Raw genomic sequence first — 15441 nt, 5'->3', positions numbered from 1 at the left:
CTCGATGCCGGTCTACACAGTGCATGCTCCCGTAGCCAACGGCGCCGATCTCGCGGCGACCGACAAGTTCGTCTTTGTCCGTGACGGCTTCCATTTCTGGGCTGCGGTCGCGAGCGTGATCTGGCTGTTGTGGCACCGGCTGTGGCTGGTGCTGATCGGCTGGATCGTTCTGATGATTGCCATCCAGTTCGGGATGTCGGCGCTGGGCGCCAGCCGCGGCACGATCTTCGCCGTGGACGTGCTGATTGCCATCCTGATGGGCTTCGAAGCAGCCAGCTTAAGGCGCTGGACCCTGTCGCGGCGCAAATGGCGCCAGCTCGATCTCGTCGTCGCCGACGACGAGGAAGCGGCCGAGCATCGTTTCTTCGAGCGCTGGACTGCGCGGCAGCGTGGCCTGACCAACGACCAATGGGCGATCGATCGCGGCTCACCGCCGCCGACACGCAACATTCCGGGCCAGCCGTTCTCCAAACCACCGCCGCCATTGCCGCAGGGCGGGATCATCGGTCTGTTTCCGGAACCGGGAGGACCGCGATGAGCGTTGCGATCGTCGATTACGGCTCCGGCAATCTGCACTCGGCGGCGAAAGCGTTCGAGCTTGCCTCGCGGAGCATGCAGGATCCGCAGAAGATCATGGTGACGCGCGATCCCGAAGCCGTGTACCGCGCCGATCGCATCGTACTGCCCGGCGTCGGCGCCTTCGCCGACTGCCGCAGGGGTCTCGACGCGGTGAACGGCATGCTGGAAGCGATGACCGAAGCGGTGCGCGTCAAGGCGCGGCCTTTCTTCGGCATCTGCGTCGGCATGCAGCTGATGGCGACGCGTGGCAAGGAGCATGTCGTCACCGAGGGCTTCAACTGGATCGCAGGCGACGTCGAAAAAATCTCGCCGCGCGAGGAAAACCTGAAAATTCCGCACATGGGCTGGAACACGCTCGACATGATTCGCGAGCACCCGGTGCTGGAGCGGCTGCCGCTCGGGCCGAAGGGACGCCATGCCTATTTCGTGCACTCCTATCACCTCAACGCCTCCAACGAGGCGGATGTGCTGGCGCGCGCCGATTACGGTGGGCCGGTGACGGCGATCGTCGGCAAGGACACCGCGATCGGCACGCAGTTTCACCCCGAGAAGAGCCAGCGTTTTGGATTGGCCCTGATCTCGAACTTTTTGAAGTGGAAGCCGTGATCCTCTTTCCTGCCGTTGACCTGAAAAACGGCCAGTGCGTGCGCCTCGAACAGGGCGACATGGCGCGCGCGACCGTGTTCAACCTCGATCCCGCCGCGCAGGCGCGGTCCTTCGCCGCGCAGGGGTTCGAATATCTGCACGTCGTCGATCTTGACGGCGCCTTTGCCGGCAAGCCGATGAATGCGCTGGCGGTGGAGGCGATGCTGAAGGCCGTCACCATGCCGGTGCAGCTTGGCGGCGGCATTCGCGACCTCAAGACCGTGGAAGCCTGGCTCGACAAGGGCATCGCGCGCGTGATTATCGGGACGGCCGCGGTGCGCGATCCTGAACTCGTGAAGAGTGCAGCGAGAAAATTCCCCGGCCGCGTCGCGGTCGGCCTCGATGCGCGCGACGGCAAGGTCGCCGTCGAAGGCTGGGCCGAGACCTCGCAGGTAACCGCACTCGAAATCGCGCAACGGTTCGAGGATGCCGGCGTTGCCGCGATCATCTTTACCGACATCGCGCGCGACGGCCTTTTGAAGGGCCTCAATCTCGATGCCACGATCGCGCTGGCTGAGCGTATCTCCATCCCCGTGATCGCCTCCGGCGGTTTTGCTTCCATCGAGGACGTCAAGGCGCTGCTGCAGCCGCGCGCCAAAAAGCTCGCCGGCGCCATTGCCGGTCGCGCGCTTTATGACGGCCGGCTCGATCCCGCTGCCGCGTTGACACTGATCCGCAACGCGCGCGCCGCGGCGTAGGAGACTTCTTATGTTCAAGGTTCGCGTGATCCCCTGTCTCGATGTGAAAGACGGAAGGGTGGTCAAGGGCGTCAACTTCGTCGATCTGCGCGATGCCGGCGATCCCGTCGAGGCGGCGATCGCATATGACGCCGCCGGTGCCGACGAATTGTGCTTCCTCGACATTACCGCCACCCATGAAAATCGCGGCACCATGCTGGATGTCGTGCGGCGTACGGCGGAGGCCTGCTTCATGCCGCTGACGGTTGGCGGCGGGGTCCGCACCATCGACGACATCAAGACGTTGCTGCGGTACGGCGCCGACAAGGTCTCGATCAATTCCGCCGCGGTCTCCAACCGCGAGTTCGTCAAGCAGGCGGCCGAAAAATTCGGCGAGCAGTGCATCGTGGTCGCGATCGACGCCAAGCGGGTCAAGCGCGCCGGTGGCGGTGAGCGCTGGGAGATCTTCACCCATGGCGGGCGCAATTCCACCGGGATCGACGCCATCGAATACGCGCAGGAGGTGGTCTCGCTCGGCGCCGGCGAAATCCTGCTGACCTCGATGGATCGCGACGGCACGCGGCAGGGGTTCGACCTGCCGCTGACCCAGGCCATCGCCGACAGTGTCCCCGTACCGGTCATCGCCTCCGGCGGCGTCGGCAATCTCGACCACCTGGTCGACGGTATCAGGCAAGGCCACGCCACCGCGGTGCTGGCCGCCTCGATATTCCATTTCGGCGAATTTACCATACGGCAAGCCAAGGAGCACATGGTGCGCGCCGGCCTGCCGATGCGGCTCGATCCGTGACGACTCCCTGTCACAAAAGTGCTAAGTCCTGTTCTGGGACGGCGCCGCGGCCTTTGGCCGGGCGCGAGTGTTGAGTTCAGTTGATGTCGCGTTTCACGATCCATGATCTGGCCGCCACCATCGATGCACGGGCCGCATCGGGAGGAGAGGCGTCGTACACCCGCAAATTGCTCGACAAGGGCGCGGAGCACTGCGCCAAGAAGCTTGGCGAGGAAGCGGTCGAGACCGTGATCGCGGCGGTCGAGAACGATCGCGACCATCTGATCGCCGAAAGCGCCGATCTGCTGTTTCACCTGCTGGTGCTGTTGAAGGCGCGCGGCGTCAAGCTCGACGAGGTCGAGGCCGCGCTCGCGCAGCGGACGTCGATGTCCGGGCTCGAGGAAAAGGCATCGCGCAAGCGCGACTAGCGGAAGGGGCAGTTCATGGATATCCGGACCACCGAACAGCAATACAATCCCTACCGTATCTTCACGCGCGAACAGTGGGCGCGGTTGCGCGACGACACGCCGATGACGCTCGAGCCCGGCGAATTCGAGCGGCTGCGTTCGATGCATGATCGTCTCGACATGCAGGAGGTGGAGGACATCTACCTGCCGCTGTCGCGTCTGCTGTCGATCTATGTCGACGCCACCCATCGCCTCTATCAGGCGCAGCGCCAGTTCCTCGATATCCGCGACCGCAAGGTGCCTTATATCATCGGCATTGCAGGTTCGGTCGCCGGCGGCAAGTCGACCACGGCGCGTGTGTTGCAGGCGCTGCTGGCGCGCTGGTCGCCGCGGCCGAAGGTGGATCTGGTGACGACAGACGGCTTTCTGTTTCCCAATGCCGTGCTCGAGCGGCAGGGCCTGATGCAGAAAAAGGGTTTTCCCGAGAGCTACGATCTGCCGACGCTGCTGTCGTTTCTTTCAGACATCAAGGCCGGGCGCCGGCCGGTGCGCGCGCCGGTTTATTCGCATCTGGTCTACGACATCGTGCCGAACCAGTGGATCGAGGTCGACCGTCCCGACATCCTGATCGTCGAGGGTGTCAACGTGCTGCAGACCGGCCGGCTGCCGCGCGACGGCAAGGCGGTGCCCGTGGTTTCCGACTTCTTCGACTTCTCGGTCTATATCGATGCCGAGGAGTCGGTGCTGCGCGAATGGTATGTGCGCCGCTTCCTTGCGCTCAGGGACACCGCGTTCACCGATCCCAAATCGTACTTCAATCGCTACGCTGTCTTGTCGGACGAGGAAGCCACGGCGACCGCGATCGCGATCTGGGAGCGCACCAACCTCGCCAATCTCGAGGACAATATCTTGCCGACCCGACCGCGCGCGACGCTGATTTTGAAAAAACGCGCCGATCACCTGGTCGAGACAGTGGCGCTCCGGCGGCTGTAATTTATTTGGACGTCGTCCCTGCGAACGCAGGGACCCATACGCCGCGGCCTTTCCTTTGGGCAGGCGAGCTAACGACTTTCTTCTTATCACTACGTCCTGTGGTTATGGGGCCCTGCGTTCGCAGGGACGACAGCAACGACAAGGCCAGTTCACCTCACGCCGCGATGTGGCGGGACGCAATGAGGCCGGCGAGCGCCTCGGCTAGTTTCTCGCGGTCGAGCGGCTTGATCAAAAATCCATCCATGCCGGCCTCGAAGCAGGCGTAGCGATCTTCCACCAGCGTGTTGGCGGTGAGCGCGAGGATCGGCGTCCGGCTGCCCGGCTCACCGGACTCGAGGATGCGAATCCGCTTGGTGGTTTCGATGCCGTTGAGTTGCGGCATCTGGATGTCCATCAGGACGAGGTCGTAGGGGGTGCCTGCGCCTTTCGCCGACAGCCAGGATTCCAGCGCCTCGGAGCCGTTGGTGGTGATGACGGTGTCATGGCCGAGCCGGCCGAGCAGCGAGCGGATCAGCAGCGCGTTGATCTGATTGTCCTCGGCAACCAGGATCGACAGGCCCTTGACCGTCCGTGCGGCCGGCGTCTCGATCGGGTCGATCGCCGGCTCCAGGCTCGGCGCGGTCACTTCAGGCGCAGTCGTCAGGCGCGCCGCGAGTGACGCCGCGCGCAACGGCTTGACCAGATAGCCGGTAAGGGCGGAGGTGGCGGAAGGCTGCAGTTCCTGCCGCGTCGCCGGCGTGAACATCACGATACGCTGCGTGGCATGCAGCCGCGCGGCTTCACCGAGCCGTTCGATATCGGCCAGCCCCAGCGTGTGATCGATCAGCACGGCGTGCCAGGGCCGCTCAGGCAGCAGGGCCTCGGCGACATCGGCATCGGAAAGCATGCAGGTGTGTCCACCCCAGCGCTGCAGCCGCCGCGAGGTCAGCGAAGCCTCGATGCTCTGCGGCGAGACCAGCATGATCGACTGGCCGGAGAGGTCGGGCACTGCGAAGGACGTCTGTTCGCCGTCGGCGGCGGTGAGCGGGATCGACACTTCGAATGTCGAGCCGGCGCCCGGCTGACTCTCCAGCGTGATGCGGCCGCCCATGCGCTTGACGATGCGGTCGGAGATGCTCAAACCAAGTCCGGTGCCGCCATAGCTGCGGGCGATCTTGTCGTCGGCCTGCTCGAACTCGCGGAAGATTCGCTCGCGCGCCTCGGGCGGGATGCCGATGCCGGTGTCGCGCACCAGGAAACTGATTTCATTGGGCCAGATGCCGGGCTCGACGATCAGGGCGACGCCGCCGGTCGAGGTGAACTTGATGGCGTTGCCCGCGAGATTGAGCAGCACCTGCCGCAACCGCGCCGCGTCGCCGATCACGTGCATCGGCAGCCGCTCGTCGACATAGGCGGCGATCTCGATTTTCTTGGCCTCCGCGCGCGGCGCCAGCAATTCGGTGATGTCCTCGATCATGCCCGACAGCGCGAACGGGCGATGTTCGAGATCGATCTTGCCGGCCTCGATCTTGGAATAGTCCAGCAGCTCCTCGATCAGCGAGAGCAGCGCGTCGCCGGACGTCTTCACCGCCTTGACATAGGTGGCCTGTTCCGGCGTCAGCGGCGTATCCATCAACAGGCCGCTCATGCCGATGATGCCGTTGAGCGGCGTGCGGATTTCATGGCTCGCCATCGCAAGGAAGCGCGACTTGGCGCGGCTTGCCGCATCGGCCTGGTCGCGGGCCTCTGCCAGCGCGCGCTCGCTTTCGGTGCGATCGGTGACGTCGCGGCCGACGCTCTGCATTTCCGCCGGGCCCCCGGCGTCGTTGCGGACGAAGCCTTCGCGCCATGCAATCCAACGCGGGCCGAGCGGACCTGAGACCTGCTGGTCGTGAACCCGGGTGCCGTTCGGTTCGAGCGCGGTGTCGCCCTGTTCGAGAACTTCAAGTACGAAGCGGGTGCCGATCAGCACATCGCGCGGCCTTTGCGCGAGTTCGCAATAGGCATCGTTGGCATAGGTGATGCGGCCCTCGGCGTCGCGCAGCACGATCAGATCGCCCTGCGATTCGAACAGGCGGCGGGCGCGCTGTTCGGCTTCCTGCAATTCCCAGTTCCGGTCGGCCAGCGCTTCATTATGCAGGGCGACCTTGCGCATTTTCTTGCGCAGCAGGCGGAACCGGACACTGAGAGTGGCGAGCGCGACGCAGGCGATTGCAAACAGGAAAGCGACGCCGATCGCAAAGGCGTGCGGGTCGTAGCCGGAATTTTCCGTTTTGCTTCCGGCGATGAATCCATACGCGCCGCCGAACACGACCGAGAAGATCATGAAGGAACGAAGCGCGAAGGTGAGCCAGGGATGGCGGCGACCGAAACGGCGAAAGCGAAGTTTGATCCGGAAGGTCCGTCCCATCGCCAATGACCCTGATATTGCTGTTGAACCAAGCCGGCGGCCGCCGTTTGTCTTTGACAGACGATGCGTCGCCGACACTTGCAAAGTGCTTGAGGTTAACCGCGGTTGCGGGCCGCGATGAGAACGTGGTGAATGAAGTGTTAACCGAGCATGGTCCGGAAAAGTGGGAACCGGTTTTCCGACAAGACCATGCTCAAACCTTAAAGCGATGCCGCTTTGACGCGGTGGCGCTCGCCGCGGGCGCCGACGATCAGGGCTGCGGCATCGAGCAGCGAGAAGCTGTTCGAGGACACGAAGATCCGGTAGTCGGCCGGCCCGTCCCGGGAAAGATAGATCACGGGATCGGAGGGCGAGGGATTGCGGGAGATCGCGACCAGCCGCGGCGTGGCGTGGCTCTCGCAGGCGCCGGCCTCGACCGTGTCGATGTCGTCGATCACGGTGAAGTCGGCCGCTTCCGCGTTGTCGGAAATCTGGACCCGCACCGTCGCGCGGGAGGGATCGTTGGTGAAACTGACGTGGCGGTGCGCCTGCCAGGAGAGGGTGGCGATCTGGACGGACGTGCCTGCGATCTCGATGCAGGCCCGAGGCCCGGGTAACAACTCGCCGCGCGCGAACAAAGCGACAATCGCCAGCGGAACAACCGAGGCCAGGACCTTCAAACGCAACATGACACGCGACCCACTCAGCACAAGCCTGCGACAGGGGGCTTATGGTTGGCAGACGGTAAAGGAAACTAGTTACCGAGGTGTTGACGCCGGTTGTTTTTGTGTGGTTCGGCATCCCTGGTGCGAGTGGTGCGAAGCGATCCGGCGTTGCAGCCGCCTGAGGCCCCGCACCCGTCACATGCAAGGTGTTCAGCACGCTGCGGTTCAATCACCGCTCTCTCGACGTCATTGCGAGCGAAGCGAAGCAATCCATAGCGCGGCAAGCGGAGAGGTGGATTGCTTCGCTGCGCTCGCAATGACGGCTGAACGAACTCGCGCATTCTCGCGGCGCGTTGCGTCCGCTTTGCGAGCAAAGCAAATCAGCTCGTAGTGCGTCGGATGGGCAAAGCGGCAGCGTGCCCACCATCTCTCGGCTTGCTCGGTGATGGATGGTGGGCACGTCGCTAGCGCTCCTTTGCCCACCCTACGATGCCGGCAATAGCCGAACGCGCTACCGCTCCGATCCGGTCGCTGCGAGGTATCGCATCAGCTCGTCGCGCGGATTGTCGCGGAAGGTCTGGCGGTCCCGCATTTCCGGCGGCGCCCGCCAGCCCGGCTCGATGCCGGTCATGTCGGGCAGTTCATGCGCGATGCCCTTGTGACAATCGATACAGGTCCTCTCCCCGGTAACCAGAAACTTGCCGTGGATTTCCGCCGCACGCCGCGTCTGTTTGGTGAAGTCCATCGCCACCGAGGAGTGGCAGTTGCGGCATTCCAGCGAATCGTTGGCCTTCAGGCGCGCCCATTCATGCTTGGCGAGTTCGAGCCGGTGATCCTGAAATTTTTGCCGGGTGTCGATCGTGCCGAAGATCTTGCCCCAGACTTCCTTCGAGGCCTGCATCTTGCGGGCGATCTTGTCGGTCCAGTTGTGCGGGACATGGCAGTCCGGACAACTGGCGCGGACTCCCGAGCGGTTCGTGAAGTGCGGCGTGTGCTGCAGCTCCTGGAACACGTTGTTGTGCATTTCGTGGCACGAGGTGCAGAACTTCTCGGTATTGGTGACTTCGAGCGCGGTGTTGAAGGCGCCCCAGAACAGGACGCCGCAGATGAAGCCGCCCAACGCGAGGAAACCGAGGCTCAGATGCGCGCTGGGGCGGCTGGCGATGCGCCAGAACCAGATCAGGAGTGACTTGAGCCGCTGCATTGCGCCTTCTCACTTCTTCTCGGGGCCGACGAGAAGCATATCCTTGAACGTGCTGGGAACGAGCGGCTGCGCGTCCGTCTGCTGGACGTGGCAGGCGGTGCAGAAGTAGCGCCGGGGCGTCACGTCGGCGAGAACCTGACCGTCGCGGTCCATGAAGTGGGTGACGCTGATCATCGGCGCCCCGGAGCCCTCGGTATACTGGCGCCGGTGACAGTCGAGGCAGCGATTGGCCTTGAGCGTGAGCTGATAATTGTCGATGGAATGCGGAATGATCGGCGGCTGTTCCGGATAATTGCGCATCAACCGCTTGTCATCGATGACCGGCCGCGCCAAAGCGGGCGCCGGTATATCGCCCATCGGTGAAGCGGCGCCGGTGACGCGCGGCACGACTTGAGGGACGTTCTGCGGCGCGTTCTGCGCATAGATCGCGCCGCCGACGAATACCAGCATGCCACCGAGCAGGGCGCCTGCAATGGATGAGCGAAACCGCATCAGGCCGGAATGATCTTGACCGCGCATTTCTTGAAGTCCGTCTGCTTGGAAATGGGATCGGTTGCGTCCAGCGTCACCTTGTTGATCAGTTGGCTGGCATCGAACCACGGAACGAAGACAACGCCGCGCGGCATCCGGTTGCGGCCCTTGGTGTCGATCCGGCTTCGGATCTCGCCGCGGCGGGAAACCACACGGACCTCTGCGCCCTCATTGAAGCCGCGGGCGCGCGCGTCTTCCGGGTGCATGAAGACCCTGGCGCCGGGAAACGCCTTGTAAAGCTCCGGCACCCGCATGGTCATCGAGCCGGAGTGCCAGTGTTCGAGCACGCGGCCGGTGACCAGCCAGACGTCGAATTCCTTGTCGGGGGATTCGGCTGGCGGTTCGTAGGGCACGGCGATGATCCGCGCCTTGCCGTCCTTGTTGCCGTAGAATTCCACGCCCTTGCCCGCCTTGACATAGGGATCGAGGCCTTCGCGATAGCGCCACTTCGTCTCCTTGCCGTCGACGACAGGCCATCGCATTCCCCGCACCTGTTGCAGCGTGTCGAACGCCGCCAGGTCGTGGCCATGGCCGCGCCCGAACTCGGCGTATTCCTCGAACAGTCCTTTTTGCACGTAGAAGCCGAAAGCTTTCGCCTCGCGGTTTTCGTACTCGGCGGGCACTTCGGTGGCCGGGAATTTGTCGACCTTGCCGTTACGGTAGAGAACGTCGAACAGCGTCTTGCCGCGATAATTGGGATTGGCGTCCAGGATCTGCGCCGGCCACACCTCGTCGGTGGTGAAGCGCTTCGAGAATTCCATCAGCTGCCAGAGGTCGGAGCGGGCCTCTCCGGGCGCATTGACGAGCTGCCGCCAGACATGGGTCCGGCGCTCGGCGTTGCCATAGGCGCCTTCTTTCTCCACCCACATCGCCGTCGGCAAAACGAGATCGGCGGCCATTGCCGTCACGGTCGGATAGGCGTCCGAGACGATGATGAAGTTGGCTGGATTCCGGTAACCCGGATAGGTCTCGCCGGAGGAGTTCGGCGCCGCCTGCAGGTTGTTGTTCACCTGGATCCAGTAAAAATTCAGCTTGCCGTCTTTCAGCATCCGGTCCTGTTCGACCGCGTGATAGCCGGGCTTTTCCGGAATGATGCCCTGCGGGATGCGCCAGATTTCCTCGGTGTGCTTGCGGTGCTCCGGGTTGGTCACGACCATGTCGGCCGGCAAACGATGCGCGAAGGTGCCGACCTCGCGCGCGGTGCCGCAGGCGGAGGGCTGGCCGGTCAGCGAGAACGGCGAGTTGCCGGGTTCGGAGATCTTTCCCGTCAGCAAATGCAGATTGTAGAGCAGCTGGTTGGCCCATACGCCGCGCACATGCTGGTTGAAGCCCATGGTCCAGAGCGACATCACCTTGCGTTTCGGATCGGCATAGAGCTCGGCGAGCTCCTGCAGGAAGCCGCGTTCGACGCCGGTGAGCTCGGAGACTTTCTCGAGCGTGTAGTCCTTTACAAAGGCGGCATAGGCCTCGAAGTCGATCGGCTCTGTGGCGCCGGCGGTCGCTGCGCCCTTGGCCTTGACCTCGAGCGGATGGTCCGGGCGCAATCCGTAGCCGATGTCCACCGTGCCCTTCACGAAGGTGGTGTGGTTCTTCACAAAATCCTGGTTGACCCGTCCGGTGGTGATGATGTGGTTGGCGATGTAGTTCAGGATCGCCAGGTCGGTGCCCGGCTTGAACACCATCGGGATGTCGGCGAGATCAGAGCTTCGGTTGGTAAAGGTGGAGAGAACCGCGACCTTCACATGCGGATGGCTCAGGCGCCGATCGGTAAGCCGCGTCCACAGGATCGGATGCATCTCGGCCATGTTCGAGCCCCACAGCACGAAGGCATCGGCCGCCTCGAAGTCGTCATAGCAGCCCATCGGTTCGTCCATGCCGAAGGTCCGCATGAAGGCGACCGCGGCTGAAGCCATGCAGTGCCGGGCATTGGGATCGAGATTGTTCGAGCGAAAGCCGGCCCGCATCAGCTTGGTGGCGGCATAGCCCTCGTAGACCGTCCATTGTCCGGAGCCGAACATGCCGAGCGCCGTCGGGCCCTTTTCCTTCAGTGTCGCCTTGGCGCGGGCCGCCATCACGTCGAAGGCCTCGTCCCACGACACCGGCGTCAGTTCGCCGTTCTTGTCGAACACGCCGCCCTTCTTGCGCAGCAGCGGCGTGGTCAGGCGGTCGCCGCCATACATGATCTTGGAAAGGAAATATCCCTTGATGCAGTTCAGTCCGCGATTGACCTCGGCGAGGGTGTCGCCGTGGGTCGCAACCACCTTGCCTTCCTTGACGCCGACCATCACCCCGCAGCCGGTGCCGCAGAACCGGCACGGCGCCTTCGACCATTTGATTTCCAGCGATCCGGCGCCGCCTTGCACGGGCTGCGCGTTTGCCGGCGCCGTCATGCCGGCGGCTGCCGCGGCGACCGCGGCGGCCTGGGCCTTCAATAATTCGCGTCGCGAGAGTGACATGTTCTAGTCTCCGATCTCGACGGGCCCATCGACCTGCTCGAACACCATGTTGGCCGACAGGACGCCTTGCCAGGTTGCGATTTCGGCGAGACGACCGCCGAGAATTCCGCTCTCGGTCGCCTCCATGACGATCACGATCTTTGACGCGTCGCGTTGATGTGTCTCAACGGCGGGCATCGCGGCGAGCATGCGCAACACCTGGTCCCGGTGGTCCGGCAATACCGATACGACCGCACTCGAGATGTGAATGGTGGCTTCCGCCGTCATGAAACGTCTCCACGACGCGCGGCGCCCAGTGCGATGGCCGCGCCCGGGCACGCAGCGACGCAATCGCCGCAACCGGTGCAGGTGGATTCGTTGACGATGGCCTGCGGCGGCAATCCAATGCGGGGCTGGAAACGAATGGCTGAAGCAGCACACGCATCGCCGCAGGAGCGGCAGACGATGCCGGCTTCGGCGAGACAGTCGCCGTTGATGATGGCGACCGGCCTGGAGAGCAGCTGACCGCGAAACAGCGCGCGGCGCGAGGGGCCCAAGCTTTCCATGGCGCTCATCCTCCCGGAGGGCCGGGAGGACCCAGAACCATCTGGGTCATCCAGATCAGAAAGCCATAGCCGCCGACCACGCCAACGGCGACGATCGGCCAGATGAAAGCGGCGATGATGGCGAATACGAAAAATTCCGCACGCCGGCCGGTCCCAAATGCGGACTCATGCGTCGGCTGCGCATCCTGTTTACTTGACGTGTCGCCCATATAACGACCTGCCACTTTCAAAGTCGAACAGCGTTGAGCCGGCCGCACGCTCCCGTGCGGTACCAGTCAACCTGTCATCTGCAATCGGACGGAATGCGCCATACCTGCTCCATTGCAGGAAATGTCATTGCGCGTGGGCAGCATAGCGGCTGCCCGCCAAGCCCTTCATTGATCTGGATCAAACGCGACGGGCACGGGGCTTTGATAATTCGATATTATTTTCGCCGCCCAGCGCAAGCAAAGCGACAGTGCGACGCACCAGTTTCTGGGTAAACGCATCGCGTTTGTCCCGAGGGAAAATCGCTTCACACTTTACGCAAATGAGTCCTTCGGGTCCGGATCAAGCTCTACGCCGCGCGCCGAAGATCTTCCGCCAGTGCGCGATAGGACAGCGCTTCTGCCAGATGCAACCGACCGATCTTTTCCGCGCCGTCGAGGTCGGCGAGCGTGCGCGCGACACGCAGCACGCGGTGATAGCCGCGCGCCGTGAGCTTCATGGTTTCGGCGGCATCGCGCAGTAGCTTCTGCCCCTGCGAATCCGGCTGCGCGATCGTTTCCAAAAGCGAGGCCGGCGCTTCGGCATTGGTGCGGACATGCGGCATGCCGGCAGCCGTGTAGCGCGCGAGCTGGAGGTTGCGGGCGGCTGCAACGCGGGCGGCGACTTCGGCCGAGCCTTCGGAAGGCGGCGGCAGGATCAGGTCGGCGGCGGTCACCGCCGGCACCTCGATGCGCAGATCGATGCGATCCATCAAGGGACCTGAGATGCGCATCTGGTAATCCGATGTGCAGCGATCGAGCGGCGCGCGCTTGCAGGAATAGCCGGGCTCATAGGCGTGGCCGCAGCGGCACGGATTCATTGCCGCGACCAGCATGAAGCGGGCCGGATAGGTGACGCGGTGATTGGCCCTGCTGACCGAGACCTCGCCGTTTTCCAGCGGCTGGCGCAGCGAGTCCAGAACGCGCGCATCGAACTCCGGCAACTCGTCGAGGAACAGCACGCCCTGATGCGCCAGCGAAATCTCGCCGGGCTTTGCGCGCAGGCCGCCGCCGGTCAGCGCCGCCATGCTGGCGGAATGATGCGGGCTGCGGAACGGCCGGCGCGCGGTCAAGGCGCCGTCGCGGATTTCGCCGGCGACGGAGGCGATCATCGACACTTCCAGAAGTTCTGACGGAGACAGCGGCGGCAGGATCGATGGCAGCCGCGCCGCCAGCATCGACTTGCCCGCGCCGGGCGAGCCGATCATCAGAATGTCATAACTAATTAACCGCGGTTAATTGTCTACTATGTTAAAAAGATATGTACAGTTAACCCGGTTTGGAGTAGCTCCCGGGCATGAAGCCCAAGGCGTACTCCTACCTCCGAATGTCGACCGACCTTCAACTTAAGGGGGATAGCCGGCGACGCCAGCTTGAAGCGTCCCAAAAGTATGCCGACGAATTCGACCTCGATCTCGCCGGCGACGCCCAGCTCGAAGATATAGGCATCTCGGCCTACAAGGGGGTGAACGCACGAGATGGTGCCTTAGGCCAGTTCTTGAACGCTGTGAAAGCCGGAGCCATCGCAAAGGGCTCTTACCTGATAGTCGAATCGCTCGATCGGCTCAGTCGCGAAGAAATCCTACCGGCGCACACTTTGTTTCTGAGCATTGTTCAGTCCGGGATCAATCTTGTCACGCTGACAGATCGGCGCGTCTACAGCGGTAAGACGACGAACTTGGTGGACATGATCACCTCCCTCGTAATCATGGAGCGCGCCCACGAAGAATCCAAAACCAAGGGTCTCAGGGTTGGGGCCGCCTGGAAGCAAAAGCGAATGCGGGCCGCTCTGGGTGAGCCGATGACCGCTCGGTGCCCCGCATGGCTCCGTTTGTCGGCTGACCGGCGAACCTATGAGTTAATGCCAGATCGCGCGGATATCGTCCGCCAAATATTCTACGATTCGGCCTCCGGGTTGGGCATGTATTCAATCGCAACGCGGCTCAACAAGGCAGGCGTGCCGGCCTTCGTTGGAAAAAACGGGTGGCACCGGTCGTACGTTGCTAAGACTCTGGTCAATCGTGCAGTGCTCGGAGAATTTCAGCCTCATATCAAGATAGACGGAAACCGTGTCCCGGACGGAGAACCGATCACCAATTACTTTCCAGCGATCATCACCGAGCAGGTTTTCTACCAAGCCGAACATGGGCGGTCTCAAAGAAAAGCAGGCGGAGCCGGAGCGGGTCGGAAGGGCCCCGGCTACACCAACCTGTTTACCGGCTTGGCGCGTTGCGCATACTGCAAGTCAACAATCGCATTCGAGAATAAAGGATCGGGCAGTCGGGGCGGCAGCTATCTCGTTTGCGGCGACGCGCAGCGCAGCCGAGGCTGCACGGCAACTCGGTGGCGTTATCAGGATTTCGAGGCTTCATTTCTAGCATTCGTCGAAGAGCTCGATCTTGAGAGCATTATCAACTCAGACGAGGATGCTGAAACGCGGAAAAGGCTTGAGGGTGAACGGGCGGGGCTATCGGGCGAATTGTTGTCAGTGAGACAGTTGATGGAGAAAACCTACGAACTGTTGGTCTCGGGCACATCGACCGAGTTCATTGCCGGAAAACTGAAGGAACTTACGGATCGGCAGGCAAACTTAGTAGAGCGGCTAACAGCAAAAGAAGCGGAGCAATCACAGTTTAATGCGCGAGATTCGCGCTTTTATTCCAGCCGGGAAGATATACGGAGTCTAGTGGGGAAGCTACAGAACCGCGCTTCGGATGAGATCTACAAGGTGCGTGCCCAGATCGCATCTCGGTTAAAAGTGCTTGTCGAAACGTTATTCATTGCCCCTCAAGGCGAAGGACCCGCAATGATGAACCGGGTCGAGCAACTACTAGAGCTCAACGGCGGAAACACCGACGACGTTGTGACCCACATGCAGCAACTGGCCTCTTATCCCGACCAGTCGCGTCGCTACTTTGTTGTAGGATTTCGGGATGCAGCCGTTCGAGCGGTGTTTCCAGCGTACGGTGACCCACTAAAGTTCGAACAACAAGTCTTGGCCACCCCAAGCTCTGGCTTTGAACTGCTGCGGCCGAACCCTGACCGAACCTGACCTGACTGATGCTGTTTTAGCGGGTTCGAGACAAAACATAATCAATCGCCGAGAGTGCATTTGCCTCTGACTAAAATAGTCGATCTCGATCAATCTCTTGTCTAAACTGATTATAGAAGAGATCAATTATCATCAATTCGCCGATTGACTTTCAATCACATGGTTGAGTCTGGATGGCGAATACCGCAGGGCGGCTATCGCGCAACGAACTATAGGATCAAGACTCGTGAGCCAAGCGGCGCATATTCCCGCGGATAGCGACGGCATGTATTATCAAGCTCGGCTCC

The 15441-nt window shown here is 62.5% G+C and carries 15 protein-coding genes and 1 pseudogene; 7 read left to right on the top strand and 9 right to left on the bottom strand.

Going from position 1 to position 15441, the window contains the following annotated elements:
• The first annotated feature begins 4 nt into the window (after positions 1-4).
• The 6 genes from ACPPVP_RS01190 to coaA all read left to right on the top strand — a co-directional run bounded on the left by ACPPVP_RS01190 (position 5) and on the right by coaA (position 4088).
• Positions 5-538: a DUF2628 domain-containing protein gene (locus tag ACPPVP_RS01190; RefSeq protein WP_426530513.1), complete on the top strand. Its 534-nt coding sequence runs from the start codon at positions 5-7 to the stop codon at positions 536-538.
• A complete protein-coding gene (gene hisH, locus ACPPVP_RS01185) occupies positions 535-1185 on the top strand; it encodes an imidazole glycerol phosphate synthase subunit HisH (RefSeq protein WP_426530511.1) in 651 nt (216 codons plus the stop codon). Before ACPPVP_RS01190 ends, hisH begins: the two co-directional genes overlap by 4 nt.
• Positions 1173-1922, top strand: a complete 750-nt coding sequence (hisA, locus tag ACPPVP_RS01180; protein WP_426530509.1) for a 1-(5-phosphoribosyl)-5-[(5-phosphoribosylamino)methylideneamino]imidazole-4-carboxamide isomerase — start codon at positions 1173-1175, stop codon at positions 1920-1922. The genes hisH and hisA overlap by 13 nt, the downstream gene beginning before the upstream one ends.
• Before the next feature lie 10 nt (positions 1923-1932).
• The gene (hisF, locus tag ACPPVP_RS01175; RefSeq protein WP_108520051.1) at positions 1933-2709 is read left to right on the top strand and encodes an imidazole glycerol phosphate synthase subunit HisF; all 777 of its coding nucleotides are present in this window, start codon (positions 1933-1935) and stop codon (positions 2707-2709) included.
• An 83-nt stretch (positions 2710-2792) separates the two neighbouring features.
• Positions 2793-3116 (top strand): phosphoribosyl-ATP diphosphatase, encoded by a 324-nt coding sequence (locus ACPPVP_RS01170; RefSeq protein WP_214488182.1) that lies wholly within the window; start codon positions 2793-2795, stop codon positions 3114-3116.
• A 15-nt stretch (positions 3117-3131) separates the two neighbouring features.
• Positions 3132-4088, top strand: a complete 957-nt coding sequence (coaA, locus tag ACPPVP_RS01165; RefSeq protein ID WP_426530506.1) for a type I pantothenate kinase — start codon at positions 3132-3134, stop codon at positions 4086-4088.
• A gap of 154 nt (positions 4089-4242) precedes the next feature.
• Here coaA and ACPPVP_RS01160 read toward each other — a convergent pair whose 3' ends face one another.
• From ACPPVP_RS01160 to ACPPVP_RS01120, 9 genes and pseudogenes are all read right to left on the bottom strand, one after another.
• Positions 4243-6477: an ATP-binding protein gene (locus ACPPVP_RS01160; protein WP_426530504.1), complete on the bottom strand. Its 2235-nt coding sequence runs from the start codon at positions 6475-6477 to the stop codon at positions 4243-4245.
• A gap of 200 nt (positions 6478-6677) precedes the next feature.
• Positions 6678-7145, bottom strand: coding sequence for a hypothetical protein (locus ACPPVP_RS01155; RefSeq protein WP_426530502.1), 468 nt, complete (start codon positions 7143-7145; stop codon positions 6678-6680).
• A gap of 487 nt (positions 7146-7632) precedes the next feature.
• The gene (locus tag ACPPVP_RS01150) at positions 7633-8325 is read right to left on the bottom strand and encodes a cytochrome c3 family protein (protein WP_426530500.1); all 693 of its coding nucleotides are present in this window, start codon (positions 8323-8325) and stop codon (positions 7633-7635) included.
• A 9-nt stretch (positions 8326-8334) separates the two neighbouring features.
• Positions 8335-8844: a nitrate reductase cytochrome c-type subunit gene (locus ACPPVP_RS01145; RefSeq protein ID WP_426530498.1), complete on the bottom strand. Its 510-nt coding sequence runs from the start codon at positions 8842-8844 to the stop codon at positions 8335-8337.
• The gene (gene napA, locus ACPPVP_RS01140; RefSeq protein ID WP_426530496.1) at positions 8817-11312 is read right to left on the bottom strand and encodes a periplasmic nitrate reductase subunit alpha; all 2496 of its coding nucleotides are present in this window, start codon (positions 11310-11312) and stop codon (positions 8817-8819) included. The genes ACPPVP_RS01145 and napA overlap by 28 nt, the downstream gene beginning before the upstream one ends.
• Positions 11313-11315: 3 nt before the next feature.
• Entirely contained in the window at positions 11316-11579 is a 264-nt protein-coding gene (locus tag ACPPVP_RS01135; RefSeq protein WP_426530494.1) for a chaperone NapD, read from the bottom strand.
• On the bottom strand, positions 11576-11857 hold the full coding sequence (locus ACPPVP_RS01130) for a 4Fe-4S dicluster domain-containing protein (protein WP_426530492.1): 282 nt from the start codon (positions 11855-11857) through the stop codon (positions 11576-11578). Before ACPPVP_RS01130 ends, ACPPVP_RS01135 begins: the two co-directional genes overlap by 4 nt.
• A gap of 5 nt (positions 11858-11862) precedes the next feature.
• Positions 11863-12066 carry a nitrate reductase gene (locus ACPPVP_RS01125; protein WP_426530490.1) on the bottom strand — a complete coding sequence of 68 codons (204 nt, stop codon included), beginning with the start codon at positions 12064-12066 and terminating at the stop codon, positions 11863-11865.
• A 347-nt stretch (positions 12067-12413) separates the two neighbouring features.
• Positions 12414-13322 (bottom strand): annotated as a pseudogene (locus ACPPVP_RS01120) (YifB family Mg chelatase-like AAA ATPase); the annotation flags it as partial.
• A 77-nt stretch (positions 13323-13399) separates the two neighbouring features.
• Here ACPPVP_RS01120 and ACPPVP_RS01115 point away from each other — a divergent pair.
• On the top strand, positions 13400-15154 hold the full coding sequence (locus ACPPVP_RS01115; protein ID WP_426530488.1) for a recombinase family protein: 1755 nt from the start codon (positions 13400-13402) through the stop codon (positions 15152-15154).
• Positions 15155-15441 lie beyond the last annotated feature (287 nt).

The organism is Bradyrhizobium sp. McL0615 (assembly GCF_049993905.1).
GTDB lineage: Bacteria > Pseudomonadota > Alphaproteobacteria > Rhizobiales > Xanthobacteraceae > Bradyrhizobium.
This window is presented reverse-complemented; position numbering and strand designations above follow the sequence as displayed.